Raw genomic sequence first — 25,741 nt, 5'->3', positions numbered from 1 at the left:
TTTTTATATCAATCGCGGAAGTTTTTAAACTGGAACGGTTGCCCCAGATCGCCGCCGCGCACCAGCGCCATTACGGACTGGAGGTCATCGCGGGACTTACCGGTCACGCGAATTTCTTCGCCCTGGATCTGCGCCTGCACCTTCAGCTTGCTGTCTTTAATAAGCTTAACGATCTTCTTCTGCACCGCGCTCTCGATGCCCTGCTTCAGCCTGGCTTCAACAAACCAGTTTTTACCGCTGTGCACAAACTCTTCCGGCACGTCCAGAGACGTCCCTTCGATGCCGCGCTTTAACAGCTTGGCGCGCAGAATGTCGAGCAGCTGATTCACCTGGAAATCAGACTCGCTCAGCACCTTAATGGTCTTATTTGCGTCGTTCAGCTCAAACGACGCCTCAACGCCACGAAAATCGAAACGTGACTCAACTTCGCGGGTTGCGTTCTCAACGCCGTTGCGAACTTCCTGGATATCAACTTCGGAAACAATATCGAAAGATGGCATCTTTTCTTCTCCCTTCACTTTTGTTGCGTTGCATAATACCCGCTACGAGGCATAACTCAACAGAAGCTTAGCTGTATAATTAAGCTGTAACACCTGGCGCAGTTGCAGGTGAGGAGGAACAATGAAAATTACGGTGCTCGGATGCGGAGCGCTTGGTCAGCTGTGGCTGACCGCGCTGTGCAAGCACGGACATGAGGTTCAGGGCTGGCTGCGCGTGCCCCAGCCCTATTGCAGTGTAAACCTGATTGGTGAAGACGGAAGCATCTTTAACGAATCCCTCACCGCGAACGATCCTGATTTCCTGGCGCAAAGCGATCTTTTACTGGTGACGCTCAAAGCGTGGCAGGTCTCAGACGCGGTAAAGACACTGGCCGCGCTGCTCCCCCCCACTTCGCCCATACTGCTGCTGCATAACGGCATGGGAACCCTTGATGAGCTGAAAAGCGTCCCGCAGCCCCTGCTGATGGCGACGACCACGCACGCTGCGCGTCGCGACGGCAACATCATCGTGCATGTCGCCAGCGGCGTGACGCACATCGGGCCCGCCAGAACTCAGGATGGAGATTACAGCTATCTTGCCGATGTGCTGCAGAAGGTGCTGCCGGACGTCGCCTGGCACAACAACATCCGCCCTCAGCTGTGGCGCAAGCTGGCGGTAAATTGCGTGATCAATCCGCTGACGGCGCTGTGGAATTGCCCGAACGGGGAGCTGAAAAATCATCCGCAGGACGTTGCGATTTTGTGTGCGGAAGTCGCGGCGGTCGTTGAGCGGGAAGGCCTGCATACCTCGGCCGACGATTTACGCTGTTATGTCGAGCAGGTCATTGAGAGCACGGCAGAAAACATCTCCTCGATGCTGCAGGATGTTCGGGCTTTACGCCACACGGAGATCGACTACATTACCGGCTATCTGCTAAAACGCGCCCGCGCGCACGGCATTTCCGTGCCGGAAAACGCCCGTCTGTATGACCTTGTTAAACGTAAGGAGAGTGAATATGAGCGCGTCAGCACTGATCTGTCTCGCCCCTGGTAGCGAAGAGATGGAAGCGGTCACCACCATTGATTTGATGGTGCGCGGCGGCATTAAGGTCACCACCGCCAGCGTCGCCAGCGACGGCAATCTGGCAATCACCTGCTCGCGCGGGGTGAAAATCCTTGCGGATGCCCCCCTCGTTCAGGTGGCTGACGGCGATTACGACATCATCGTGCTGCCCGGCGGCTTAAAAGGCGCGGAATGTTTTCGCGATAGCCCGCTGCTGGTCGAGACCGTGCGTCAGTTTCATTTATCCGGCCGCATCGTCGCGGCAATCTGTGCCGCAGCAGGAACGGTTCTGGTTCCGCACGATATCTTCCCCATCGGCAACATGACCGGCTTCCCGGGGTTGAAGGATACGATCCCGGAAGAGCACTGGGTGGATAAACGCGTCGTCTGGGATCCGCGCGTCAACTTGCTGACCAGCCAGGGGCCAGGCACCGCGATTGATTTTGGCTTAAAGATTATTGACCTGCTGGTCGGGCGCGAGAAAGCGTACGAAGTGGCGTCATCGCTGGTGATGCCGGCGGGAATTTATAATTACTATGAAGAGTAGTGGATAAAAAAAGCCGGGTGGCGCGAGGTAAAAGCAAAACGGCAACCTTTGGTTGCCGTTTTTTATGTTTGCGCCCTCTCCCTGTGGGAGAGGGTCGGGGTGAGGGCTCCAGGCCGCACGCTACGGGCGATACACCTTCACATTCGCAAAGCCCTGCTCGCGCAGATACAGCGCCTGCAGGCGGCTCATCACCCCGCGCTCGCACCACAGCAGATACGTTTTGCTCTGGTCGAGATCGCCAAACTTGGTGCTCAGCTTATAGAACGGCAGAGAAACCACGTCGACGCCTTCAACCTGCAGCGGCTTGTCATCCTGCTCGTCAATGGAGCGGATATCCAGAATCGCATCGTTAGCGCCGAAACCGCTCACGGTTTCAACTTCAACGACTTCCTGCTCGGTCTGCTGGGCAATCTCGCGGATGTCGATGTTGGACGCTTCCTCCACCACTTTTTCCAGAATGCTGAAATCGAAGTTCTCTTCTTCCGCTTCGATCTTCGCCTTCACCGCCTTCACCGTTGGGCTTTTTGAGATCACGCCGCAGTATTCCGGCATGGTGCGGGCAAAATCTTCGGTGCCGATTTCGCGCGCCAGATCGATGATGTGCTCTTTATCGTGTGAGATCAGCGGGCGCAGGATCAGCGTATCAGACACGTTGTCGATCAGACGCAGGTTGGTCAGCGTCTGGCTGGAGACCTGGCCCAGCGCTTCACCGGTGACCAGCGCTTGTACGCCGTAGCGCTCGGCAACTTTGGACGCCGCACGCACCATCATGCGCTTCAGCACCACGCCCATCTGGCCGTCGTCCACTTTTTCGAGGATTTCGCCGACCACAGGTTCGAAGTTGATCGCCACGAAACGCACGCGGTGGGAGCTGCCGAAGCGGTTCCACAGGTAATGCGCGACCTGACGAACGCCGATTTCGTGCGCCGCGCCGCCCAGGTTGAAGAAGCAGTAGTGCACACGGCAACCGCGACGCATCAGCATATAGCTGGAGACGCCGGAGTCGAAGCCGCCGGAGATCAGGGACAATACGTCTTCCTGGGTGCCAATCGGGAAGCCGCCGATACCTTCATAGCGCCCTTTCACCAGCAGCAGGCGATCGTTTTCGATCTCCAGGTTCACGGTCACGTCCGGGTTGGTCAGACGAACGCGCGCCGTTTCAACGTGCTGGTTCAAACCGCCGCCAACGTAACGTTCCACTTCAATAGAGCTGAACTCGTGCTTGCCGCGACGCTTCACGCGCACGCAGAAGGTTTTGCCTTCGATCTGGTCGCGGTACTGCACCAGCGCTTTCTCGAAGATGTCGTGCATATCGCTGAACGGAACATCTTCCACTTCCAGGATATGGTGGATCCCCGGAATACGGGTCAGCGCGTCGCGAATATCCTGACGTTTGTTTTCGTCTTTGGCGCGCACTTCAACGTGGTCCCAGTGGCGCACCACGGCGAGGGTTTCGTCGTAGTGCTTTAATACGTTACGAATGTTCCCGGTGAGAATTTTAATAAAGCGCAAACGCACAGATTGGCTTTTGATGGTGATTTCAGGGAACAATTTAATGATAAACTTCATGGCGGCAATGTTTCTTAGGCAAGCGTATTAAGGCTTGTAATGGAAAAGAGTACAGCAGCCCACACCCGTGGCTGCATCCAGGCGCGCAAGTATACCACCATCGCGCCGCTCCTGTGCACATTGCGCGTTATTTGATAATTGCCCTGAGTCCGTTACCATGTCGGGGCTGAGAATATAAGAGTCAATTCACTATGCCGAAGAAGAACGACGCACCGGCCAGTTTCGAAACTGCGCTGAGTGAACTGGAGCAAATCGTTACCCGTCTTGAAAGCGGCGATCTCACGCTGGAAGAGGCGCTCAACGAATTCGAGCGTGGCGTGCAGCTGGCGCGCCAGGGGCAGGTCAAACTGCAGCAGGCCGAGCAGCGCGTGCAGATCCTGCTTTCCGACAGCGAAGACGCGAAGACCACGCCTTTCACACCGGACGCCGAGTAAATGGATTTTGCCAACGAGCTTCAGGCGCGTGTCGAACGCGCCAACGACGCCCTGCGCCGTTTTATTGCGCCACAGCCTTTTCAGAACACTCCTCTGGTTGAAGCCATGCACTATGGCGCACTCTTGGGTGGAAAGCGCCTGCGCCCGTTCCTGGTGTACGCCACAGGCAATATGTTTGGCATCAGCGATAACACGCTGGACGCCCCGGCAGCCGCCGTGGAGTGCATCCACGCCTACTCGCTGATCCACGACGATCTCCCGGCCATGGACGACGACGATTTGCGTCGGGGTCAACCCACCTGCCATATCAAGTTTGGCGAGGCGAATGCCATTCTGGCGGGTGATGCCCTGCAAACGCTGGCGTTCTCGATTCTGAGCGACGCGCCGATGGCGGAAGTGGCCGACCGCGACCGCCTGGCGATGATCTCCGAGCTGGCAATGGCCAGCGGCGTGGCCGGCATGTGCGGCGGACAGGCGCTGGATCTTGAAGCGGAAGGACGTCAGGTTAATCTGGAACAGCTGGAGCGTATTCATCGCCATAAAACCGGGGCGTTGATTCGTTCCGCCGTTCGCCTGGGCGCGCTGAGCGCGGGTGAACAAGGGCGCAAAGCCCTGCCGATTCTGGACAGATACGCAGAAAGTATCGGTCTGGCATTCCAGGTTCAGGATGACATTCTGGATGTGGTGGGCGATACTGCAACATTGGGTAAACGTCAGGGTGCGGACCAGCAGCTTGGCAAAAGTACCTACCCCGCCCTGCTGGGTCTTGAGCAAGCCCAACGTAAAGCCCGGGATCTGATTGACGATGCCCGCCAGTCGCTAAATGAACTGGCCGCGCAATCGCTGGATACCTCGGCACTGGAAGCGCTAGCGGACTATATAATCCAGCGTGATAAATAAACTATATATCTCGATGAGCCTTTGATGAGTTTTGATATTGCCAAATACCCGACACTGGCGTTAGTTGACTCCACCCAGGAGTTACGTCTGTTGCCGAAAGAGAGCCTGCCGAAGCTGTGCGACGAGCTGCGTCGCTACCTGCTCGACAGCGTAAGCCGCTCCAGCGGCCATTTCGCCTCCGGGCTTGGCACGGTAGAGCTGACCGTGGCGCTGCACTACGTCTATAACACGCCGTTCGATCAGCTCATCTGGGACGTGGGACACCAGGCCTATCCGCACAAAATTCTGACCGGACGTCGCGATAAAATTGGCACCATTCGTCAGAAAGACGGCCTGCACCCGTTCCCGTGGCGCGGTGAGAGCGAGTATGACGTGCTGAGCGTCGGCCACTCCTCCACCTCCATTTCTGCGGGCATCGGTATTGCCGTTGCCGCCGAGAAAGAGAACAAGCAGCGCCGCACCGTCTGCGTGATTGGCGACGGCGCCATTACCGCCGGTATGGCCTTCGAAGCCATGAACCACGCGGGCGACATCAAGCCGGACATGCTGGTTATCCTCAACGATAACGAAATGTCGATCTCCGAGAACGTCGGCGCGCTTAACAACCATCTGGCCCAGCTGCTCTCCGGCAAGCTTTACTCCTCGCTGCGCGAAGGCGGCAAGAAAGTCTTCTCCGGCGTACCGCCGATTAAAGAGCTGCTCAAGCGTACCGAAGAACACATCAAAGGCATGGTGGTGCCGGGCACCCTGTTTGAAGAGCTGGGCTTTAACTATATTGGCCCGGTTGACGGTCACGACGTGCTGGGACTGGTGACCACGCTCAAGAACATGCGCGACCTGAAAGGCCCGCAGTTCCTGCATATCATGACCAAAAAAGGGCGCGGTTACGAACCGGCGGAAAAAGATCCGATCACCTTTCACGCGGTACCGAAATTTGACCCGTCCAGCGGCTGTCTGCCAAAAAGCAGCGGCGGCATGCCGAGCTATTCCAAAATCTTCGGCGACTGGCTGTGCGAAACCGCAGCCAAAGACAACAAGCTGATGGCGATCACCCCGGCCATGCGTGAAGGTTCCGGCATGGTGGAGTTCTCCAGAAAATACCCTGACCAGTATTTTGACGTCGCCATTGCCGAGCAGCATGCGGTGACGTTTGCAGCGGGCCTGGCGATTGGCGGCTACAAGCCCGTTGTCGCGATCTATTCCACCTTCCTGCAGCGCGCCTACGATCAGGTGATCCATGACGTGGCGATTCAGAAGCTGCCGGTACTGTTTGCTATCGATCGTGCGGGCATCGTCGGTGCCGACGGCCAGACGCACCAGGGCGCGTTTGATCTGTCGTTCCTGCGCTGTATTCCGGATATGGTTGTCATGACGCCAAGCGACGAGAACGAATGTCGTCAGATGCTGTTTACCGGCTACCACTATCAGGATGGCCCAAGCGCCGTTCGCTACCCGCGCGGCAATGCGGTAGGCGTTGAGCTTCAGCCGCTGGAAAAACTGCCGATCGGTAAAGGTCTGGTGAAGCGTCGCGGTGAGAAAGTGGCGATCCTGAACTTCGGCACGCTGATGCCAGAGGCGGCTAAAGCGGCTGAAGCGCTGAATGCCACCCTGGTGGACATGCGCTTTGTGAAGCCCCTCGATGAATCTCTGATCCTGAGTATGGCTGAGACCCACGACGTGCTGGTCACGCTGGAAGAAAACGCCATCATGGGCGGCGCGGGCAGCGGCGTGAACGAGGTGCTGATGGCGAACCGTAAAGCCGTGCCGGTGCTGAACCTCGGCCTGCCGGATCGCTTCATTCCGCAAGGTACTCAGGACGAAGCCCGTGCGGCGATAGGCCTGGACGCCGCCGGTATCGAAGCCAAAATCCGTACCTGGCTGGACTGACCCTTCCCCCTTTTCCGCTCCTGCTATGCTTAAACCTGGTGTTTAAACAGCAGGAGCGGAACCGTGCAATACACAACATTAGGAAAAACGGACCTTAAGGTTTCCCGACTTTGCCTGGGCTGCATGACCTTTGGCGAGCCCGATCGGGGAAACCACGCCTGGACGCTGCCGGAAGAGAGCAGCCGTCCGATTATCAAACGCGCCATCGAGGGCGGCATTAACTTCTTTGACACCGCCAACAGCTACTCAGACGGCAGCAGCGAGGAAATTGTCGGCCGCGCCCTGCGCGATTTTGCCCGCCGTGATGACGTCGTCGTCGCCACCAAGGTCTACTATCCGGTGGGCGATCTGGCTGAGGGCCTTTCTCGCGCGCAGATCCTGCGCTCCATTGATGACAGCCTCAGACGCCTGAACATGGATTACGTCGATCTGCTGCAAATTCACCGCTGGGATTACAACACGCCAGTCGAGGAGACGCTTGAAGCGCTGAACGACGTGGTGAAAGCCGGGAAAGCTCGCTACATCGGCGCATCGTCTATGCACGCGTCGCAGTTTGCTCAGGCGCTGGATCTCCAGGCGCAGCACGGCTGGGAGCGCTTTGTCACCATGCAGGATCACTACAATCTGATCTATCGTGAAGAAGAACGCGAGATGCTGCCGCTATGCCATCAGGAGGGCGTGGCGGTGATCCCGTGGAGCCCGCTGGCGCGCGGTCGCCTGACCCGTCCATGGGGTGAAACCACGGCTCGGCTGGTATCGGATGAAGTGGGAAAAAATCTCTATGGCGGTACAGAAGCCAGCGATGCGCTGATTGCCGAACGTTTAGCCGGGATCGCCGACGATACCGGTGCAACCCGCGCTCAGGTGGCCCTGGCGTGGCTGCTGGGCAAGCGCGGGGTCGCAGCGCCGATTATTGGAACGTCGCGGGAAGAACAACTTGATGAGCTGCTGAATGCGGTGGATATCACGCTGACGCCGGAGCAGGTTGCCGAGCTGGAGACGCCGTATCAGCAGCATCCGGTAGTGGGGTTTAAGTAAACACTTGCCGGGTGACGGCTCCGCCTTACCCGGCCTACGATCGCACCCTGTTTGTAGGCCGGGTAAGCGCAGCGCCACCCGGCAATACAGAGCGCACAAACTCACGCGAAGTGATCGTACCCTTTCCAGTCCAGCGTAACGGGCGCACCGTCTTTCACAAACTTCAGCCCTTCACTCTCCGGCATGATCTGACCGATGCAGGTAAACTTCGCGCCGAGATGCGCTAACGCCACGTCCAGCGTTCCACGGTTGAGCTCAGGCACCGTGAAGCACAGCTCGTAGTCTTCACCACCGGACAGCGCCCAGCGCAGGGCCTGCTCAGGCTCTACATGGCGAAGCAGTTGCTCCGAAAGCGGAAACAGATCCAGGTCAACGCGCGCGCCTACGCCGCTGGCCTTCAGGATATGCCCGAGATCCGAGATCAGCCCGTCAGAGAGATCGATAGCCGAGCTTGCCCGTTCGCGCAGCGCCTGTCCGTGCAAAATACGCGGCGTTGGCCGCAGATGGCGTTTCACCAGATACGCCACGTCGTCAGCATCTTCAACCGTTAAACGGTTCTGCAGGATCGCCAGCCCTGCCGCGCTGTCGCCCGGCGTACCGGTCACGTAGATCCAGTCGCCCGGTTTTGCGCCTGAGCGCTTCAGCGCGCGGCCGAGCGGCACGTAGCCGTGGATCGCCAGCGTCATCGACAGCGGACCGGCAGTCGTATCGCCGCCAATCAGCTGCATATCGTAATAGCTAAGCTGCTCAAACAGCGCATCGCTAAAGGCTTCCAGCCAGGCTTCATCTACCTCTGGCAGGGTCAGAGCCAGCGTCAGCCACGCGGGATCGGCACCCATCGCCGCCAGATCGCTGACGTTAACCGCCAGGGCTTTATACGCCAGATCGGCAGGATCGATATCCGGTAAGAAATGACGGCCGCACACCAGGGTGTCGGTGCTGATTGCCAGCGTCTGTTTTTCGGGAATATTGAGAAGTGCACAGTCATCGCCAATGCCGGTTTCAACATCAAGACGAGAGGTTCTGACACGGTCGAAATAACGGGCAATCAGGGAGAATTCGCCGCATGCCATACGTTATGCCTCAGCAAATAAAAGAAAAAACCGGAGCCGCACTGCCCGTCAGGCAATGCAGGACTCCGGTTTGCGGATCACTTTTTGTGGGGACGGATCGCAGGTGCTGCTTTATCAAGTACGCCGTTTACAAACTTGTGGCTGTCTTCAGCGCCGAAGGTTTTCGCCAGTTCGATCGCTTCGTTGATGGCCACTTTATACGGCACATCATCACGTTTAGACAGCTCAAACAGCGCGATACGCAACACTGCTTTTTCCACCTGGCCCAGCTCTTCGAGCAGACGGGACAGGTATGGCTTCATCAGGCCATCGAGATACGCGCTATTAGTCGCCACTCCCGACAGCAGTTCGCGGAAGTACAGAACGTCAACGTCTTTTACGTCCTGTTCTGACAGGAACTGGTATTCGACATCAGCGATGTCGTTCTGGGACAACTGCCAGGAGTAAAGTGCCTGGACGGCACATTCACGGGCGCGGCGACGAGCAGCAGGTTTCACGGAATTCCCCTTACAAAAAAATCAGGCCTTGATGGCTTTCAATACATTGATCATTTCAAGCGCGGTCAGTGCAGCTTCTGCACCTTTGTTACCGGCTTTGGTGCCAGCACGTTCGATGGCTTGTTCAATACTTTCGGTGGTCAGCACGCCGAACGCGACAGGAATTTCAGCATCCTGCGCAACGTGTGCCAGACCGTTGCTTGCACCGCCCGCAACGTATTCGAAGTGCGCAGTGCCGCCACGAATAACGGTACCCAGCGCAATCACCGCGTCGTATTTACCGGTTTTCGCCAGCGCGCCCGCCGCCAGTGGCAGTTCGTAAGCGCCTGGAACCCAAACAACGGTAATGTTGTCATCTTTAACCTGGCCGATACGTTTCAGGGCGTCAATCGCACCTTCCAGCAGGCTGTCGTTGATGAAGTTGTTGAAACGCGCAATGGTGATGGCGACGCGAGCGTCCGGGGTAGCTACAGCAGCTTCAATAATGTTCATACTCTTCCTTTACGGGTTCATTTGGCCCCGCAGGGGGGCGGATTTTATCATAATACTTTGCGCACTGCTTCCCTATTTCAGGAGCAATTACGCTGTCGTTAAGTGGAGGCAGACATCCGGGCCTACCGGACGAATCTCGCTAAATTTGAGTTGCGGTGCGTCGGCCAGTTTTTCAAGGCCGGGCAGCACAAACAGGCCGCGCGCGTCGTGACCTAACAGTTTAGGCGCAACGTAAACAATCAGTTCATCCACCAGTCCGGCCTGTAAAAGCGCACCGGCGAGCGTTGGCCCCGCTTCCACCCAGATGCTGTTCACCTGCTGCTTGCCGAGCAGCATCATCAGCACTACCAGATCCAGATGACCGTTATGCTCCGGCACCATAATGCTGCGCACGCCTTCCGGCCATTCGCGCGTATCTTCTTTAGTGCGGGCAATCCAGGTTTCACCCGGCTGCTGCACGATGCGGTGCTCCGGCGTCACGCGGTTCTGGCTATCAATGATAATACGCAGCGGCTGGCGCAGGTTCTCCTGCGGGTACAGCGCCTGGGTATCGGCATTCAGTTCGTCCCAGCGCACGGTCATGGCCGGATCGTCAGCCAAAACGGTTTCACTGCTGGTGAGGATAGCATGGCTTTGCGCGCGCAGACGTTGCACATCGCGCCTTGCCTGTGGAGAGGTAATCCACTGGCTTTCGCCGTTTGCCATCGCCGTACGACCGTCCAGCGAGGCGCCCAGCTTGAGCTGAATATACGGGAACCCCGTGCGCATGCGCTTCAGAAAGCCTTTGTTGATCGCTTCCGCGTCCTGCATCATCAGCCCATGGCTGACGTCGATGCCTTCCTGCTGCAGGCGATACAGGCCGCGTCCGGCAACCTGCGGATTCGGGTCCTGCATCGATGCGACCACGCGTGAAACGCCTGCCGCGATCAGCGCTTCGCAGCACGGCGGCGTACGCCCGTGATGGCTGCAGGGCTCCAGCGTGACGTAGGCTGTGGCGCCGCGCGCCTTCTCACCCGCCATGCGCAGCGCATGAACCTCGGCATGCGGCTCGCCGGCACGATAGTGAAACCCCTCCCCTACGATCTCGCCATCTTTAACGATAACGCACCCGACGTTCGGGTTGGGATGGGTGGTAAAACGACCGCGCTGCGCCAGCTTCATGGCTCGCGCCATGTAAATCTCATCCTGCATGAGCTTAATCCTGTAAGCGGGCGATCTCTTCGCCAAACTCTTTGATGTCTTCGAAGCTGCGGTAGACCGAGGCGAAGCGGATATAGGCAACCTTATCGAGCTTTTTCAGCTGCTCCATCACCAGGTTACCGATCATTTTGCTCGGCACTTCACGCTCACCCAAACCACGAAGGTAAGATTTTATGTGGTTTAACGCCATCTCAACGTCATCCGCGCTGACGGGACGTTTTTCCAGGGCCTTCAGCATCCCGCTGCGCAGTTTCTCTTCGTTAAACGGCTCGCGCACGTCGTTGCTTTTCACCACGCGCGGCATTACCAGCTCTGCAACCTCAAAGGTCGTGAAACGCTCGTTGCACACCAGACACTGCCGACGACGGCGTACGGATGACCCTTCGCCCACAAGACGAGAGTCGATGACTTTGGTATCCACAGCGGAGCAGAATGGGCAATGCATACGGTATCCCTGTTATGTGGTTAACTAATTTTCATTTTACCCTGATCTGGCCTGACAACAAAGGAAGAGCTTTTTGAGACAAAGGATCTATGTCTGAAACGTCGAGGCTGGCTACCATTAAGGCGATCCGTTATTTCAAGGAAATAAACGCAATGACAAGACGTTACCTTAAAATTTTGCTGGTGGGGAGCCTCTTCACCCTTAGCGCCTGTGCACAGCAAACCGAAGTCCGTCAGATGAAACAGAGCGTGAACACGCTCAATGCGGCGATGGACAAACTGAACAAAGAAACGGTGAAGATCACCCAGCAAAACGCGCTAAACGCCAAATCCAGCAGCGGGGTTTATCTGCTGCCGGGAGCGAATACGCCTGCGCGTCTCAATAGTCAGATTGGCACGCTAAAAATGTCTCTGGTGAATGTGGCGGCGAATGCAAATGGTACTCGCGCAACATTACGCATTCAGGGCGAGTCCAACGATCCGTTGCCTGCCTTCAGCGGCACCGTCGAATGGGGACAGATCCAGGGCACCACTGAGAGCTACCAGGAGGTGAATGTTAACAGTCAGCTGTTCACCGCACCGGCCAGCGTGCTGGCTCCGAGCGATGTTGACATTCCGCTGCAGCTTAACGGACTCACTCCGGATCGGTTAGGTTTCATCCGCATTCACGATATCCAGCCCGCCGCGCAATAACCCTCCCTTTAGCGGAGTGAAATGTCACTCCGCTAACATTTACATTTCGTATGGATTGGCAACATAAATGATTGCCGCTACAATCCCGCCCGTTTAAAGTACGCAAACGTGAACGCAATCGATTACGCGTATGAGATATATGTGAAACAACACATATTTTTGTGAGCAGGGATTCCTATAATAGGCACCGCAGAAACACGAAATATTTAGAAACGCAATTCGCGCATTTTTCACTCCCGGAAGGGAATTTCAATCAGTGGCATGATTATGAAAAAAACATTACTCGCAGCCGGCGCTGTACTGGCACTCTCCTCTTCTTTCACTGTTAACGCAGCGGAAAACGATAAACCACAATACCTCTCCGACTGGTGGCACCAGAGTGTTAACGTGGTCGGCAGCTACCACACGCGTTTCGGACCTCAGATCCGCAACGATACCTACCTGGAGTACGAAGCATTCGCCAAGAAAGACTGGTTTGATTTCTACGGCTATATGGATGCACCGGTCTTCTTCGGCGGTAACTCGCAGGCTAAAGGTATCTGGAACCACGGTTCTCCACTGTTCATGGAGATCGAACCGCGCTTCTCCATCGACAAGCTGACCGGCACAGACCTGAGCTTCGGCCCGTTCAAAGAGTGGTACTTCGCGAACAACTATATCTACGACATGGGCCGCAACGAGTCCGGTCGTCAGAGCACCTGGTATATGGGTCTGGGTACCGACGTTGACACCGGCCTGCCAATGAGCCTGTCCCTGAACGTGTACGCGAAATACCAGTGGCAGAACTACGGTGCCGAAAACCAGAATGAGTGGGATGGCTACCGTTTCAAAGTGAAATACTTTGTGCCAATCACTCAGCTGTGGGGCGGTAACCTGAGCTATATCGGCTTCACCAACTTCGACTGGGGTTCAGAGCTGGGCGATAAGAGCGGTTACGCAGAGAACGGTATCAAGCAGCGTACCAACAATTCCATCGCCTCAAGCCACATTCTGGCGCTGAACTACGATCACTGGCACTACTCTGTTGTTGCGCGTTACTGGCACAACGGCGGTCAGTGGAACGACGACGCGAAACTGGTATGGATGAACGAAAACGTCCGTTCTACCGGTTGGGGTGGCTACCTGGTTGTAGGTTATAACTTCTAACCTGTTCGGGACTGTGCGGGCTGATGCCCTCACCCTGACCCTCTCCCACAGGGAGAGGGAACAAATACAAAAAACGGCAACATTCGTTGCCGTTTTACTTTTACCTCGCCGCCGGGCAAAAAAAGCCAGCTCAAGAGCTGGCTTTTTACTGCTTAACCTTCCGCAAAAAATCCGCCAGCGATCTGTCCGCACTCTCGCTAAACCGCCTCTCCGTCTGCACAATATTGAGACAGCGGTCGAGCCGGAAACAGCGATAGTCGTCGCGCCGTTCGCACCACGCCGCCAGCAGCCAGCGCTCCCCCCAGAAGAACAAGCCCAGCGGCTGAACCTCGCGCTTTGAGAGCTGTCCGGCTTCATCACGGTAATGCAGCGCCAGCACGCGCTGGGCGGAAATCGCCTGATGGATCATGTCAAAATCGCTGCGGGAGTGGCTTTGCATGCAAAAATCCGGGGCGTAGATCCGCGTCTGCTCCGCCTTTCGACGACTCTCCTCGGGCAGGATAGCCAGCACCTTCTCCTGAGCCGACTCCAGCTCGCGCGAAAGCGATTCCCCTCCCCAGGTTTTGAGCAGGCGAATCGCGACGATCAGCGCCTCTGACTCCTTATTTGTCAGCATCAGCGGCGGCAGGTCAAAACCCGACATCAGCCGATATCCGCTCCCCGCCTCACCTTCCACCGGCACGCCGGAAAGCGACAGATCGCGGATATCGCGGTAGACCGTGCGCTCGGACACACCAAGCCGGTCCGCCAGATGCGCTGCCGTTGTCAGACGCCTGCCCCGCAGGATCTGCACAATCTGAAACAAACGGTCAGCGCGTCGGGTCATATCTTATTCCGCTCTCAGGCAGGTTGATGGAGGCCGACGCGGTTACCCTCGCTGTCGGTAAACAATGCGATAGTGCCAATGCCATGCGGCAGTTCCAGCGGGCCAAACACGCACTCGCCGCCCGCAGAGGCGATGCGATCGAGCGTGGCCGCCAGATTGTCAGTATGCAGGTAGATAATAGCGCCCTGCAAAGACGGTGTAACGCCGTCAAATTTTGCCAGCGCCCCGCCGGTATACGGATCCTCATGCGGGAAAACGGCCAGCTCCGCACAGTCCATTTTCTCGCGACGCAGCGCGAGCTGCATCACCGGCTCATAAAATTTGATGGCGCGATCCATATCCGCGACCGGAATTTCAAACCAGTTAATGACGCTTTTCATATATTCTCCTGCCTGTTGTTTGGGTTCAGAAGAAGTCTACGACAGGGCTCCTGACAGCATACTGTCAGGAGTGTTTGTCAGGAGCAGATAAAAAAAATCCCGGTCAACAGACCGGGATTTCGATAACGCGCTAAACCTCGCCTTACGGCAGAATGGACGGCTGATCCGCCCCTTCTTTCTCGACTTTCTGCTGGAGCAGGTGCTCGCGCTTCATGCCGAGTTTCAGTGCCAGAGCGGATGCGACGTAGATAGACGACGCCGTACCGATGGTGACACCGATCAGCATGGTCAGCGAGAAGCCTTCCAGTACCGGACCACCGAAGAGGAACAGCATCAGGATCACCATCAAAGTGGTACCGGATGTGATCAAGGTACGGTGCAGCGTCTGGGTCAACGACACGTTAAAGATTTCGTACGGCGTACCGCGACGGATCTTACGGAAGTTTTCACGGATACGGTCAGATACCACGATACTGTCGTTCAGTGAGTAACCGATAACGGACATCAGGGATGCCACAATCGTCAGGTCAATCTCAATGTGGAACAGCGACAGTATGCCCATGGTGATCACCACGTCGTGCGCCAGAGCGATAACCACACCGGCCGCCAGTCGCCACTCAAAGCGGAAACCGACGTACACCAGGATGGAGATCAGCGCTACCAGCAGCGCCATCGCACCGGTCTGCGCCAGGTCAGCACCCACGCTTGGGCCGACGAACTCAATACGCTTGACCGCCGCGTTCTGGCTGGTTGTTTCGTTAATCACGCTAACAACCTTACTGCCCAGCTCCTGGCTGCCGTTGGCATCGTGCACCGGCGGCATACGCACCATGATGTCGCGGCTGCTGCCGAAGTTCTGCAGCAGCGGCTCTTCAAAGCCCGCTTTCTGCAGAGACAAACGCATCTGGTCCATATCGACCGGCTTTTCCAGGGAGATCTCGATGACCGTACCGCCGGTGAAATCCAGACCCCAGTTAAAGCCTTTCACGCTCATAATGCCGATGGACAGAATCAGCAGTAAACCTGAAATGCCGAAGGCCCAGTAGTCCCAGCGCATAAAGTCCCAGACTTTACGGCCGTGGTTCAATTGTTCAACAGTATATTCCTGTGCCACAACGCACTCCTCAGATAGACAGCTTTTTGACGCGCTTGCCGCCGTACAGCAGGTTCACGATGGCACGGGTGCCGACAATAGCGGTAAACATTGACGTTGCGACACCGATACCGGTTGTAATCGCAAAGCCTTTGATCGCGCCAGTACCCACTGCATACAGGATAAGAACCTTAATCAGTGTTGTTACGTTCGCATCGAAGATGGAGCTGAACGCGCCTTTATAGCCTTCGTCAATCGCCTGCTGAATAGAGCGACCGTTGCTCAACTCTTCTTTGATACGTTCGTTAATCAGTACGTTGGCGTCGACCGCCACCGCAAGGGTAAGAACGATACCAGCAATGCCCGGCATGGTCAGCGTCGCCCCCGGCAGCAGGGACATAATGCCGATGATCAGCACCAGGTTGGCGATCAGCGCGGAGGTCGCAATCAGACCAAACTTCTTGTAGAAGAAGATCATGAAGAGGATAGAGACCACCAGACCGGCCAGACACGCTTCCAGACCCTGCTGGATGTTTTGCATACCCAGAGTTGGACCAATGGTACGTTCTTCAACAATCTGAATTGGCGCAATCAGCGCACCGGCACGCAGCAGCAGGGAGAGCTGACGCGCTTCGTTCGGGTTGTTGATACCGGTAATACGGAAGCTGTTACCCAGACGAGACTGGATGTTGGCGATGTTAATCACCTCTTCCTCTTTCACCAGCACCGCACGACCGTTTGCATCTTTCTTACCGCTGTCTTTGTACTCCACGAACAGGGTCGCCATCGGTTTGCCAATGTTGTCCTTGGTGAAGTTAGACATGATGTTACCACCCGCGCTATCCAGCGAGATGTTAACCTGCGGCTGGTTGTATTCGTCCTGGCTCGAGGTGGAGTCGGTGATGTGGTCACCGGTCAGAATCACGCGTTTGTACAGCACAACTGGCTGACCTTCGCGGGTCTGTTTCACTTCGGAGTCACCCGGAATACGCCCTGCGGCAGCAGCGGACTGATCGACGTTGGAGTTCACCAGACGGAATTCCAGGGTTGCAGTCGCACCCAGAATCTCTTTCGCACGCGCGGTATCCTGGATACCCGGCAATTCAACCACGATACGGTCAGCACCCTGACGCTGTACCAGCGGCTCAGCCACGCCCAGCTGGTTTACACGGTTACGCAGAATGTTGATGTTCTGCTGAACGGCATATTCACGCGCTTCTTTCAGACGCGCATCGGTCATCACCGCGCGCAGCTGGTTGCTGCCCTGAGAGGTGATCACCAGGTCACGGTGACGTTGGGTCAGGTAATCTACAGCCTGATCGCGCGCCGCACTGTCTCGGAACGTGATGCTCATGCCGTAGTTATCTTCTTTACGCACGGTGGTGTAAGCGATGCCTTTATCACGCAGATCGCTGCGCAGGCTGTCGATATTCTGTTCCTGCAGCTTGCCGAGCGCGGTATCCATATCCACTTCCATCAGGAAGTGAACGCCGCCACGCAGGTCAAGACCGAGTTTCATTGGCTCTGCTTTCATCGCAGCCAGCCAACGCGGGGTTGCAGGGGCAAGGTTAAGCGCCACGACGTATTTGTCACCCAGCACGCCCATCAGCGCTTCGCGAGCGCGGAGCTGCGTGTCGGTGGTGTCGAAGCGAGCAAGAATTGCACCCTCTTCCAGAGCCACAGACTTAGCGGTAATTTTTTCTTCTTGTAACGTTTTCTGGACCTGGATCAGCGTTTGCTCACTGGCGGCAACACCGCGCGCGCCAGTGATTTGAACAGCCGGATCCTCACCATACAGGTTGGGAAGCGCGTACAGCAGGCCGACGAGAATCACGACGACCAGCATGATGTACTTCCACAAAGGATAACGGTTTAACACGGCAGTTCCCTTTGGGAAAAGTTGGGATTACAGCGCCTTCATGGTGCCTTTCGGCAGAACGGCAGCTACGAAGTCACGTTTGATGACCACTTCAGTGGTGTCGTTCAGGGCGATAGCAATGTAGCCGTTTTCAGCCACTTTGGTTACGCGACCCACCAGACCACCGTTAGTCAGTACTTCATCGCCTTTCGCAATGGAGTTCATCAGGTTTTTGTGCTCTTTGGTGCGCTTCTGCTGTGGACGCAGGATCATGAAGTAGAAGATCAGACCGAACACAACCAGCATCAGAATCAGAGACATCGGGCTGCCCTGCGCTGGAGCACCTGTTGCCGCTACCGCATCAGAAATAAAAAAGCTCATTCAAATTCCCTCATTATTAAAATTAATCAACGTTCAACGGTGGAACATCCCGCCCCTGACGTTGGTAGAAATCAGTCACGAAGCTCTCTAATTTACCCTCTTCGATAGCCTTACGTAAACCAGCCATTAAGCGCTGATAATAACGAAGATTATGAATGGTATTGAGACGCGCGCCCAAAATCTCGTTGCAACGATCGAGATGATGCAGATACGCGCGAGAATAATTGCGACAGGTATAGCAATCGCACTCGGAATCGAGCGGGCTGGTGTCACTCTTATGCTTCGCGTTACGGATTTTCACCACGCCATCGGTAACGAACAAATGGCCGTTACGCGCGTTGCGGGTTGGCATGACGCAGTCGAACATATCAATGCCGCGGCGTACGCCTTCAACCAGATCTTCTGGTTTACCCACGCCCATCAGGTATCGTGGTTTATCCGCCGGGATTTGCGGGCAGACATGCTCCAGAATGCGGTGCATGTCTTCCTTCGGTTCACCCACAGCCAAACCGCCGACAGCGTAGCCATCAAAACCTATCTCTACCAGACCTTTAACAGAGATATCGCGTAAATCTTCGTAAACGCTGCCCTGGATAATGCCGAACAGCGCATTTTTGTTCTGCAGGGAGTCAAAACGGTCACGGCTACGCTTCGCCCAGCGCAGAGACATCTCCATGGAGCGTTTTGCGTAATCCCAGTCGGCCGGATACGGCGTACATTCGTCGAAGATCATGACGATGTCAGAGCCGAGATCGTACTGAATCTCCATCGATTTTTCGGGATCGAGGAAAATCGGATCGCCGTTGATCGGGTTACGGAAGTGTACGCCCTGCTCGGTGATCTTGCGGATATCGCCCAGGCTGAAGACCTGGAAGCCGCCGGAGTCGGTCAGGATTGGGCCTTTCCACTGCATGAAATCGTGTAGGTCGCCGTGGAGCTTCATGATCTCCTGACCCGGACGCAGCCACAGGTGGAAGGTGTTGCCGAGGATAATCTGTGCGCCAGTGGCTTCTACTTCTTCCGGCGTCATCCCTTTTACGGTGCCGTACGTGCCCACAGGCATAAACGCGGGGGTTTCCACCACGCCGCGATCAAACACCAGGCGACCGCGACGCGCGCGGCCATCGGTGGTATCGAGTTCAAATTTCATTTTTTCTCCGACGTCAGAAAAACAGTCCAACGTTGTAAAACGGTGCCGCGGACTTATTCCCCGACACGCTCATTCAAAGCCAGCGGATTGTACGTGATAAACATCGCGTCCCCGTAGCTAAAAAAGCGATATTTTTGTTCTACCGCAGACTTGTAGGCCGCCATCGTATGCTGATAACCGGCAAATGCCGACACCAGCATAATCAGCGTTGATTCAGGCAGATGGAAGTTGGTCACCAGCGCGTCAATCACTTTGTACTGATAGCCCGGGTAGATAAAGATCTGCGTATCGCCAAAGAACGGCTCGATAAGATCGCTCTTCGCCGCCTGCGCGGCGCTCTCGAGTGAGCGTACGGACGTTGTACCGACCGCCACGACGCGGCTACCGCGCGCTTTCGCCGCCAGCACCGCGTCCACAACATCCTGAGGCACTTCGGCATACTCAGAGTGCATGATGTGATCTTCAATGCTGTCCACGCGCACCGGCTGGAAGGTTCCCGCCCCGACGTGCAGCGTCACGAACGCCATCTCCACGCCCTTCGCGCGCAGTTTCTCCAGCAGCGGCTCATCAAAATGCAGGCCCGCGGTCGGCGCAGCGACGGCACCCGGCTTCTGGCTGTAGACGGTCTGGTACAGCTCGCGATCGGCCTCTTCGTCCGGACGCTCAATATACGGCGGCAGCGGCATGTGGCCGATGGCGTTCAGGATATCGAGCACCGTACGTTCGTCATCGAACGCCACCTCAAACAGCGCATCGTGGCGCGCGGTCATGGTCGCTTTGATGCTCTCATCATCGCCCAGCAGCAGTTCAGCGCCCGGCTTCGGCGCCTTAGACGCGCGAATATGTGCCAGAATACGTTTATCATCGAGCATACGTTCGACCAGCACTTCAATCTTGCCGCCGCTGGCTTTACGGCCAAACAGGCGCGCCGGGATCACGCGGGTATTGTTAAAGACCAGCAGATCGCCAGGGTTGAGCTTGTCGAGCAAATCGGTGAAAGTACCGTGCGTCAGCTCGCCCGTTGGCCCATCCAGTGACAGTAAGCGACAGCTGCTGCGCTCAGGCATGGGATAGTGAGCAATCAGGGATTCAGGTAGTTCAAAGGAGAAATCGGCGACGCGCATGACGTATACTCGTGACTTAAAAACAGGCGGCATAGTCTAGTGCTCACACCCTTTTGCTGCAACAACTAGCCGCCCCCGGACAAATAAAACGCATGAATTTTCTCGCTCACCTGCATCTCGCTCACCTCGCTGACAGCTCCCTGTCCGGCAATTTGCTGGCCGATTTCGTACGCGGCAACCCCGCTGAGGACTATTCCCCGGAGGTTGTCGACGGGATTTTCATGCACCGCCGCATCGACGTGCTGACGGATAAGCTGCCGGAAGTGACGGAAGCCAAAGCGTGGTTTCGCCCTGAAACGCGCCGCGTTGCGCCGATCACGCTCGACGTGATGTGGGATCACTTTCTGTCGCGCCACTGGGAACAGCTGTCGCCGGAGATGCCCTTGCCGGCGTTTGTGCGCTATGCCCACCAGCAGGTGTCGATCATTCTGCCCGACTCGCCGCCGCGCTTTGTGAATCTGAATAACTATTTATGGTCGGAACGCTGGCTGGAGCGCTATCGCGAGATGGATTTCATCCAGAACGTGCTGAACGGGATGGCGAGCCGCCGACCGCGACTGGATGCGCTGCGGGATTCCTGGTATGACCTGGATGAACATTACGATGCCCTGGAAGCGCGTTTCTGGCAGTTTTACCCGCGGATGATGGTACAGGCGAAAAACAAACAGCTCTGACAGAATTCACATTGATAGGTAAAAGCTGGCGGAACGATTGTCACCACCTCTTTGTCTTATCCATGAACACTCTCTATACTGGCTCGCGTTGCGTTCCAAATAACCTTAGTATCTACAGGAGAATCATATGGTTCTGGTAACTCGTCCGGCTCCGGATTTTACAGCTGCAGCAGTTCTGGGCAACGGTGAAATCGTTGAAAACTTCAACTTCAAACAGCACACCAACGGTAAAGCGACCGTTCTGTTCTTCTGGCCAATGGACTTCACTTTCGTTTGCCCGTCTGAGCTGATTGCCTTCGACAAACGTTATGAAGAATTCCAGAAGCGTGGCGTGGAAGTTGTTGGCGTCTCCTTCGACTCTGAATTTGTACACAACGCATGGCGTAACACCCCTGTCGACAAAGGCGGCATCGGTGCGGTGAAATACGCAATGGTTGCGGACATCAAACGCGAAATCCAGCAGGCTTACGGTATCGAACATCCGGACGCTGGCGTTGCGCTGCGTGGCTCCTTCCTGATCGACGCAAACGGCATCGTTCGTCACCAGGTTGTGAACGATCTGCCGCTGGGTCGTAACATCGACGAAATGCTGCGCATGGTTGACGCGCTGCAGTTCCACGAAGAGCACGGCGAAGTGTGCCCGGCTCAGTGGGAAAAAGGTAAAGAAGGCATGAACGCGTCTCCAGACGGCGTGGCTAAATACCTGTCTGAGAACGTATCCAGCCTGTAATCGGCACGGTTTACGAAAAAGGCCCGCTTATGCGGGCCTTTTTTTATGCCTTACGCTGCGTCTCTCGCCAGATACGCCAGGCCATGCCCGCCAGCAGAATCACCCCCGCAATCAGCACGCCCCATACCAGAAGCGTGTTCATCCTGCTCTCCCGCTCAGCCGCAGAGGTAGCGGTCAGACGCCCCTCGCCGCCTAACGCAACATCATCCAGAATGTCGGCCTGCGGCAGGTTCGCCATATCATAGGTCTTGCGCAGGTCGGCCGGGATCAGCATGCCGGGCTCCACGCTGGCAGGCTTCGCGGCGCCGTTGCCCCAGGCGAGCACGTACGGCGCTTTCCCCTGCGCGTTGAACACCAGGTCATAGCGGTCGCGATGTCCCGTGACGCCCGGCAGGTATTCTGGCAGACGCGCATTCAGCGTCGTGATTTTCACTGCCTGCACCAGGCCCCCGTTAAGCGAAACCGGTGGCGACGTTTTTCCCTCAAGACGGTAAAGAACCTCTTTTTTAAGCGGGTGCCATGCGTCTTTTTCCGTACTCCGCCACGCGATCTCCACGGGAAGGACGCCATCGCCATTCAGTGAGAGGCTGACAGCACTCAGCGGCTGCGGGCGCGCCCAGTGCCACTGCGCTTCGCTTGTCGATAGCTGCTCCCCTTCGCCCTCAAGGTCGACCGCTTCCGGGCCTGCCTGCGCGGGTGCGCTGATTGCGTTTACGCCGGTCAAAGTTATCCCCTGGCTCTGCGCATTCAGCACCACCATGAGATAGCGATTTGCATCGGGAGATAAAACGGTATCGGTATCGATCCGATCGAGCTTAAGACGATCCTGACCGCTGACGACGTCCAGCAATGGCATATCCTCGCGCAGGGTATACCAGCGCTTAAGATCCTCGCTGTAATAGACCGACGCCGTTCCCTGCCACGGCGTCTGCGGGGTATTCCAGAGCAGCTGCAGCTGGGATATAGCGATCTCGCCCGTCGCCTGTTCCGGCAGGGTCAGCAGATAATGTTGCCCGGCTGCGGCGGCTTTTTGCCCCTCCAGCACAATCTCAACGCCGCTTCCGGAACGAAGCAGGATCTTATCGCTATCACCGGATCCTCGAGAAGCCGCTAGCGGCGAGGCGTCCAGCGGGAAAAGGCGCAGCGCGGTGGATTGCGCTGGCACCTGCGGACGCGTCGCGCTGACCAGGCTGAAGGGAACCGCCTCGCCCGACTGGTTAAAGACGCGGACATCATGCAGATCCGGCGACGTGCTTTGCTCATAGACGGCGAGCGGCAGCATCACCCGATACCACTGGGAAGGAACAGACGTATCCAGTGAAAGACCAAAGGCATAGTCCCGGGGCGATTCCGTTTGTCCCTCGTCGCAGAACGCCGGGCCGGAAAGCGCCAGCAGCGCGGTACAGGCTACCGCTTTCATCCATTTCATTTTTCATCTCCTGTTTTGGGCGGTAGCGGTGAGAAATACCCCACGATCAGAACCAGTATCGCCACGCCGATAAACGCCACCGCGCGCGACAAACCGCCTCCGCCCGCGCTGTCCACCAGCATCAGTTTAACCATCACCACGCCCAGCAGCACGGCACCGCAGAGCCACTCCTGCCGGGAAGCCCGACGGGTGGCATGGATCATGACCACCAGCGCGCTCAGCATCCAGAACAGGGCAAAACTGGTCTGGATAAGCCGCGAATCCCACAGCGATGCCATATTCCAGGCCACGTCGCCGTACCAGGCCAGGGCGCGCATCAGCGCACCATTAAGCCACCAGAAGCCAAACGCCATCATCGCGACGGCAGGCCACGGGCGGGCCTGCGAGAGCCACGCCGGGTAGTAGCGATCCACTGCCCGATAAAAGACCACCAGCCCCAGCAATGCGAACGCCGCGCCTTCCTCAAGCGGGTTTATCAGCGGCAGCCAGGTCTGGCGATAGACCACGCCGTCCTGGAAATTGGTCACCACCAGCAGTACCAGCAGCGCCACGACCACGGGGATCGGTGCCAGGCAGGCGTAGAGCGCAGGCCACTCCCGGAACGGCCACCCGCGACGCCGTACGGCTGCAGAGAGCCCCATAATCACCCCGCCGCCTGCTGCCATCGCCAGTCCGCTGCCCCAGGCCGCCATGCCCCACGGCAGCGACCGGGCAAACCAGTAAAGCTCCGCGGCCAGCGCCAGCAAAATCATCCAGAACAGCGACAAATGCAGCCCCATCGCGATGCGCGGCAGGAGTCTTTCACCGTCGCGCCGCAGCAGCATCAGCGCGGCAGGAAGCGCTACGCACCAGGCGAGATTTGACCAGCCGGCGGCAACGATCTGCTGGTGCCAGAGCTGATAACCCACCATCAGCAGCATAACCGACCACAGCAGCCATTTGCTGGTATCCAGCTCCCGCCACGCCAGACGAGCAGCCGCCTGCCGCCAGCCCCAGACCGACGCCGCCGTCAGCGCCAGCACGCCCGCCAGAATGGGTAATTCCTTCGTCAGTGCCAGCCGCGATGCGCCCAATAGCGCCACGAGCCAGAACAGCAGCCCACCTGCCAGCAGCGCCCAGCTGACCGGCAGAAAGAGAGTCCGCCACAGCCAGGCCGCAGCCAGCCAGCAAAGGCTGAGGATGGTGAAGATCAGCAGCAGGCTGAGGGACGTAACGCCGTTCGTCTGCGCCCACAGCGCGCTGCCGAGCGCCAGCACCAGCAGCACCGTCCCGCTATAGCTCATGCGACGCTGGTTCTGCTGTACGCCCAGCCAGAGGATACCCAGCCCTTCCAGCGCCCAGGCCATCGCCGTCCAGCGCGCCGACAGCGCCAGCGGAATGGCGAGCGTGGCAAATCCGCCGCCGATTGCCAGCGCCGCCATGACCAGCGGTCGTCCGATGGAGGGATAGCGCCGCAGCGCAAGGAACGCGAGGGTAAGATAAAATGCGCCGTATCCCAGCGCGCTCAGGGCCGGGCCATACTCCCAGTGCCGGGTCATGCCGTACTGCATCCCGAAACCGATCAGCGGCGGGGCAAACAGCAGCACGCCGTCGATAATCTGCTTCCCTTTCTCCTGCGCCCGCAGCGACAGCGCCACGCTCAGGACGCCAAATATCAGCGTATTGGCAATCAGGAACAGTTGGCAGACCCAATAGTCTTCAGGCTGGTAGTCATTCAGCCCCCACAGGCCGCCCACGCCGAACGTAATCAGCAGCCCGAGCAGGTTCAGCTCGCGCCAGTGCTGCCAGATGCTGATAGCGAGAATCCCGATGGAAAGCAGGAGATAGAATGAGAACAGCGCCACAAAGCTGCCGCCCCCGGTGGACAACAGCAGCGGCGCAAGATACCCGCCGAGGCTCGCCAGCATGGCCAGGCTCAGCGCCTTCTGCAGCACCGCCAGCCCGACGCTCGCCGCGCAAATCACCACCAGAAGCGCAAAGGCCAGCGTCATCGGCAGCATTTGCCAGAGCCGGAATGCGCCAAACACCGTCAGGTAGAGCACGCCGGTCGCCCCGCCCTGGAGGATCAGCGCATAGACACGCTGCTTATGCCGCAGCCGCCACCCCACCGCCAGCAGAACGATGGCAAACAGCGCCGTTGCCACGAGGCGCAGCTCAAGCGGGAACAGGGAATGTTCAACGGTATAGCGCAACAGGAATGAAAGACCGAGGAAAAGCAGCAGGATCCCAAGCTTCGCCAGCGGATTACCCTGCATAAACCAGCGCGCCAGCGACGTCAGGATACCGCCAAAGGCAGAAGGCTGTTTTGCCGCAGGCGTCGGGGCCGGAGCGGGTTCTGCCACGGCTGCGGGAATATCGGAACGCCAGGGGTCGACAGGCGCGGGAGCGTCCTCAACCACCGGCGCGGTCACAGCCACTGGCGCGGTAGGCTGCACGGGCTCCGGCGCGCTTTCAGGTACGTCGCGCTGCTCAAGCGCCTCAATGCGCTGGCGTAGCCGGGCGATCTCCTGTCGCGCCGCCGTACTTCGATTAAAGCCAATAACCGCAAGCACGGGCGCAACCACCAGCGCAAAAACCAGGAACAAACAGCCAAGGATGTAAAGCTCGTCCATGTTTCCACCTTCACCGTAAACG

The 25,741-nt window shown here is 57.3% G+C and carries 26 protein-coding genes; 10 read left to right on the top strand and 16 right to left on the bottom strand.

The window, feature by feature from the left end:
* Positions 1–8: 8 nt before the first annotated feature.
* Entirely contained in the window at positions 9–500 is a 492-nt protein-coding gene (locus QMN93_RS02385) for a YajQ family cyclic di-GMP-binding protein (RefSeq protein WP_033144770.1), read from the bottom strand.
* A gap of 121 nt (positions 501–621) precedes the next feature.
* Here QMN93_RS02385 and panE point away from each other — a divergent pair, with 121 nt between their 5' ends.
* Both panE and yajL read left to right on the top strand, forming a co-directional pair.
* Positions 622–1,533 (top strand): 2-dehydropantoate 2-reductase, encoded by a 912-nt coding sequence (gene panE / locus QMN93_RS02380; RefSeq protein WP_323619443.1) that lies wholly within the window; start codon positions 622–624, stop codon positions 1,531–1,533.
* A complete protein-coding gene (gene yajL, locus QMN93_RS02375; protein ID WP_069303737.1) occupies positions 1,496–2,089 on the top strand; it encodes a protein deglycase YajL in 594 nt (197 codons plus the stop codon). Before panE ends, yajL begins: the two co-directional genes overlap by 38 nt.
* Positions 2,090–2,209: 120 nt before the next feature.
* Here the strand turns inward: yajL and thiI are convergent, their stop codons facing one another.
* Positions 2,210–3,658, bottom strand: coding sequence for a tRNA uracil 4-sulfurtransferase ThiI (gene thiI / locus QMN93_RS02370; protein ID WP_048978945.1), 1,449 nt, complete (start codon positions 3,656–3,658; stop codon positions 2,210–2,212).
* 191 nt (positions 3,659–3,849) lie between these two features.
* On the opposite strand from thiI, the gene xseB reads away from it, so the two are divergent.
* The 4 genes from xseB to QMN93_RS02350 all read left to right on the top strand — a co-directional run bounded on the left by xseB (position 3,850) and on the right by QMN93_RS02350 (position 7,917).
* Entirely contained in the window at positions 3,850–4,092 is a 243-nt protein-coding gene (gene xseB / locus QMN93_RS02365; RefSeq protein ID WP_182383112.1) for an exodeoxyribonuclease VII small subunit, read from the top strand.
* Positions 4,093–4,992: a (2E,6E)-farnesyl diphosphate synthase gene (gene ispA / locus QMN93_RS02360; RefSeq protein WP_182383111.1), complete on the top strand. Its 900-nt coding sequence runs from the start codon at positions 4,093–4,095 to the stop codon at positions 4,990–4,992.
* 24 nt (positions 4,993–5,016) lie between these two features.
* Positions 5,017–6,879 carry a 1-deoxy-D-xylulose-5-phosphate synthase gene (dxs, locus tag QMN93_RS02355; protein ID WP_182383110.1) on the top strand — a complete coding sequence of 621 codons (1,863 nt, stop codon included), beginning with the start codon at positions 5,017–5,019 and terminating at the stop codon, positions 6,877–6,879.
* A 63-nt stretch (positions 6,880–6,942) separates the two neighbouring features.
* Positions 6,943–7,917, top strand: coding sequence for an aldo/keto reductase (locus tag QMN93_RS02350; protein WP_182383109.1), 975 nt, complete (start codon positions 6,943–6,945; stop codon positions 7,915–7,917).
* A gap of 101 nt (positions 7,918–8,018) precedes the next feature.
* Here QMN93_RS02350 and thiL read toward each other — a convergent pair whose 3' ends face one another.
* The 5 genes from thiL to nrdR all read right to left on the bottom strand — a co-directional run bounded on the left by thiL (position 8,019) and on the right by nrdR (position 11,624).
* Positions 8,019–8,990 (bottom strand): thiamine-phosphate kinase, encoded by a 972-nt coding sequence (gene thiL / locus QMN93_RS02345; RefSeq protein ID WP_182383108.1) that lies wholly within the window; start codon positions 8,988–8,990, stop codon positions 8,019–8,021.
* A gap of 77 nt (positions 8,991–9,067) precedes the next feature.
* Complete coding sequence (nusB, locus tag QMN93_RS02340; RefSeq protein ID WP_006809908.1) at positions 9,068–9,487, bottom strand: transcription antitermination factor NusB; 420 nt, start codon at positions 9,485–9,487, stop codon at positions 9,068–9,070.
* Between the two features lie 21 nt (positions 9,488–9,508).
* Positions 9,509–9,979 (bottom strand): 6,7-dimethyl-8-ribityllumazine synthase, encoded by a 471-nt coding sequence (ribE, locus tag QMN93_RS02335; RefSeq protein ID WP_006176874.1) that lies wholly within the window; start codon positions 9,977–9,979, stop codon positions 9,509–9,511.
* Between the two features lie 87 nt (positions 9,980–10,066).
* Positions 10,067–11,170 carry a bifunctional diaminohydroxyphosphoribosylaminopyrimidine deaminase/5-amino-6-(5-phosphoribosylamino)uracil reductase RibD gene (ribD, locus tag QMN93_RS02330; RefSeq protein WP_069303731.1) on the bottom strand — a complete coding sequence of 368 codons (1,104 nt, stop codon included), beginning with the start codon at positions 11,168–11,170 and terminating at the stop codon, positions 10,067–10,069.
* Positions 11,171–11,174: 4 nt separating this feature from the next.
* Positions 11,175–11,624, bottom strand: coding sequence for a transcriptional regulator NrdR (gene nrdR / locus QMN93_RS02325; RefSeq protein WP_008503337.1), 450 nt, complete (start codon positions 11,622–11,624; stop codon positions 11,175–11,177).
* Between the two features lie 152 nt (positions 11,625–11,776).
* On the opposite strand from nrdR, the gene QMN93_RS02320 reads away from it, so the two are divergent.
* The gene (locus QMN93_RS02320; RefSeq protein ID WP_033146491.1) at positions 11,777–12,316 is read left to right on the top strand and encodes a DUF3251 domain-containing protein; all 540 of its coding nucleotides are present in this window, start codon (positions 11,777–11,779) and stop codon (positions 12,314–12,316) included.
* A 267-nt stretch (positions 12,317–12,583) separates the two neighbouring features.
* Positions 12,584–13,462, top strand: a complete 879-nt coding sequence (locus tag QMN93_RS02315) for a nucleoside-specific channel-forming protein Tsx (RefSeq protein WP_039264090.1) — start codon at positions 12,584–12,586, stop codon at positions 13,460–13,462.
* Positions 13,463–13,607: 145 nt separating this feature from the next.
* On the opposite strand, the gene QMN93_RS02310 is transcribed toward QMN93_RS02315, so the two are convergent.
* From QMN93_RS02310 to queA, 7 genes are all read right to left on the bottom strand, one after another.
* A complete protein-coding gene (locus QMN93_RS02310) occupies positions 13,608–14,288 on the bottom strand; it encodes a YafY family protein (RefSeq protein WP_047061231.1) in 681 nt (226 codons plus the stop codon).
* A gap of 14 nt (positions 14,289–14,302) precedes the next feature.
* Positions 14,303–14,668: a VOC family protein gene (locus tag QMN93_RS02305; RefSeq protein WP_033144761.1), complete on the bottom strand. Its 366-nt coding sequence runs from the start codon at positions 14,666–14,668 to the stop codon at positions 14,303–14,305.
* Between the two features lie 142 nt (positions 14,669–14,810).
* On the bottom strand, positions 14,811–15,782 hold the full coding sequence (gene secF, locus QMN93_RS02300) for a protein translocase subunit SecF (protein ID WP_023334689.1): 972 nt from the start codon (positions 15,780–15,782) through the stop codon (positions 14,811–14,813).
* 10 nt (positions 15,783–15,792) lie between these two features.
* Positions 15,793–17,640, bottom strand: coding sequence for a protein translocase subunit SecD (secD, locus tag QMN93_RS02295; protein ID WP_071789390.1), 1,848 nt, complete (start codon positions 17,638–17,640; stop codon positions 15,793–15,795).
* Positions 17,641–17,667: 27 nt separating this feature from the next.
* Positions 17,668–18,000 carry a preprotein translocase subunit YajC gene (gene yajC, locus QMN93_RS02290; RefSeq protein ID WP_003859109.1) on the bottom strand — a complete coding sequence of 111 codons (333 nt, stop codon included), beginning with the start codon at positions 17,998–18,000 and terminating at the stop codon, positions 17,668–17,670.
* Positions 18,001–18,022: 22 nt separating this feature from the next.
* Positions 18,023–19,150 carry a tRNA guanosine(34) transglycosylase Tgt gene (tgt, locus tag QMN93_RS02285; RefSeq protein ID WP_003859110.1) on the bottom strand — a complete coding sequence of 376 codons (1,128 nt, stop codon included), beginning with the start codon at positions 19,148–19,150 and terminating at the stop codon, positions 18,023–18,025.
* Between the two features lie 53 nt (positions 19,151–19,203).
* Positions 19,204–20,274, bottom strand: a complete 1,071-nt coding sequence (queA, locus tag QMN93_RS02280; protein ID WP_023310550.1) for a tRNA preQ1(34) S-adenosylmethionine ribosyltransferase-isomerase QueA — start codon at positions 20,272–20,274, stop codon at positions 19,204–19,206.
* A 92-nt stretch (positions 20,275–20,366) separates the two neighbouring features.
* Here queA and acpH point away from each other — a divergent pair, with 92 nt between their 5' ends.
* Positions 20,367–20,948: an ACP phosphodiesterase gene (acpH, locus tag QMN93_RS02275; RefSeq protein WP_029741678.1), complete on the top strand. Its 582-nt coding sequence runs from the start codon at positions 20,367–20,369 to the stop codon at positions 20,946–20,948.
* A 127-nt stretch (positions 20,949–21,075) separates the two neighbouring features.
* On the top strand, positions 21,076–21,678 hold the full coding sequence (locus QMN93_RS02270) for a peroxiredoxin (protein WP_014168840.1): 603 nt from the start codon (positions 21,076–21,078) through the stop codon (positions 21,676–21,678).
* 43 nt (positions 21,679–21,721) lie between these two features.
* On the opposite strand, the gene QMN93_RS02265 is transcribed toward QMN93_RS02270, so the two are convergent.
* Positions 21,722–23,107 (bottom strand): DUF3999 domain-containing protein, encoded by a 1,386-nt coding sequence (locus tag QMN93_RS02265; protein ID WP_182383107.1) that lies wholly within the window; start codon positions 23,105–23,107, stop codon positions 21,722–21,724.
* Positions 23,104–25,719, bottom strand: coding sequence for a DUF2339 domain-containing protein (locus QMN93_RS02260; protein ID WP_193138870.1), 2,616 nt, complete (start codon positions 25,717–25,719; stop codon positions 23,104–23,106). Before QMN93_RS02260 ends, QMN93_RS02265 begins: the two co-directional genes overlap by 4 nt.
* Positions 25,720–25,741: the final 22 nt, after the last annotated feature.

Origin of the sequence: Enterobacter sp. R-1.6.2 (assembly GCF_035064085.1) — a bacterium.
GTDB lineage: Bacteria > Pseudomonadota > Gammaproteobacteria > Enterobacterales > Enterobacteriaceae > Enterobacter > Enterobacter asburiae_B.
This window is presented reverse-complemented; position numbering and strand designations above follow the sequence as displayed.

Excerpts from the sequence above, each read along its gene's own strand:
- acpH (WP_029741678.1), top strand. The coding sequence starts at position 20,367 with ATGAATTTTCTCGCTCACCTGCATCTCGCTCACCTCGCTGACAGCTCC.
- ribD (WP_069303731.1), bottom strand. The coding sequence starts at position 11,170 with ATGCAGGATGAGATTTACATGGCGCGAGCCATGAAGCTGGCGCAGCGC.
- ispA (WP_182383111.1), top strand. The coding sequence starts at position 4,093 with ATGGATTTTGCCAACGAGCTTCAGGCGCGTGTCGAACGCGCCAACGAC.
- thiL (WP_182383108.1), bottom strand. The coding sequence starts at position 8,990 with ATGGCATGCGGCGAATTCTCCCTGATTGCCCGTTATTTCGACCGTGTC.
- QMN93_RS02305 (WP_033144761.1), bottom strand. The coding sequence starts at position 14,668 with ATGAAAAGCGTCATTAACTGGTTTGAAATTCCGGTCGCGGATATGGAT.
- QMN93_RS02270 (WP_014168840.1), top strand. The coding sequence starts at position 21,076 with ATGGTTCTGGTAACTCGTCCGGCTCCGGATTTTACAGCTGCAGCAGTT.
- nrdR (WP_008503337.1), bottom strand. The coding sequence starts at position 11,624 with ATGCATTGCCCATTCTGCTCCGCTGTGGATACCAAAGTCATCGACTCT.
- panE (WP_323619443.1), top strand. The coding sequence starts at position 622 with ATGAAAATTACGGTGCTCGGATGCGGAGCGCTTGGTCAGCTGTGGCTG.
- yajC (WP_003859109.1), bottom strand. The coding sequence starts at position 18,000 with ATGAGCTTTTTTATTTCTGATGCGGTAGCGGCAACAGGTGCTCCAGCG.
- QMN93_RS02315 (WP_039264090.1), top strand. The coding sequence starts at position 12,584 with ATGAAAAAAACATTACTCGCAGCCGGCGCTGTACTGGCACTCTCCTCT.
- QMN93_RS02265 (WP_182383107.1), bottom strand. The coding sequence starts at position 23,107 with ATGAAATGGATGAAAGCGGTAGCCTGTACCGCGCTGCTGGCGCTTTCC.
- yajL (WP_069303737.1), top strand. The coding sequence starts at position 1,496 with ATGAGCGCGTCAGCACTGATCTGTCTCGCCCCTGGTAGCGAAGAGATG.
- thiI (WP_048978945.1), bottom strand. The coding sequence starts at position 3,658 with ATGAAGTTTATCATTAAATTGTTCCCTGAAATCACCATCAAAAGCCAA.
- xseB (WP_182383112.1), top strand. The coding sequence starts at position 3,850 with ATGCCGAAGAAGAACGACGCACCGGCCAGTTTCGAAACTGCGCTGAGT.
- dxs (WP_182383110.1), top strand. The coding sequence starts at position 5,017 with ATGAGTTTTGATATTGCCAAATACCCGACACTGGCGTTAGTTGACTCC.
- ribE (WP_006176874.1), bottom strand. The coding sequence starts at position 9,979 with ATGAACATTATTGAAGCTGCTGTAGCTACCCCGGACGCTCGCGTCGCC.
- QMN93_RS02260 (WP_193138870.1), bottom strand. The coding sequence starts at position 25,719 with ATGGACGAGCTTTACATCCTTGGCTGTTTGTTCCTGGTTTTTGCGCTG.
- QMN93_RS02310 (WP_047061231.1), bottom strand. The coding sequence starts at position 14,288 with ATGACCCGACGCGCTGACCGTTTGTTTCAGATTGTGCAGATCCTGCGG.
- queA (WP_023310550.1), bottom strand. The coding sequence starts at position 20,274 with ATGCGCGTCGCCGATTTCTCCTTTGAACTACCTGAATCCCTGATTGCT.
- tgt (WP_003859110.1), bottom strand. The coding sequence starts at position 19,150 with ATGAAATTTGAACTCGATACCACCGATGGCCGCGCGCGTCGCGGTCGC.
- QMN93_RS02320 (WP_033146491.1), top strand. The coding sequence starts at position 11,777 with ATGACAAGACGTTACCTTAAAATTTTGCTGGTGGGGAGCCTCTTCACC.
- QMN93_RS02385 (WP_033144770.1), bottom strand. The coding sequence starts at position 500 with ATGCCATCTTTCGATATTGTTTCCGAAGTTGATATCCAGGAAGTTCGC.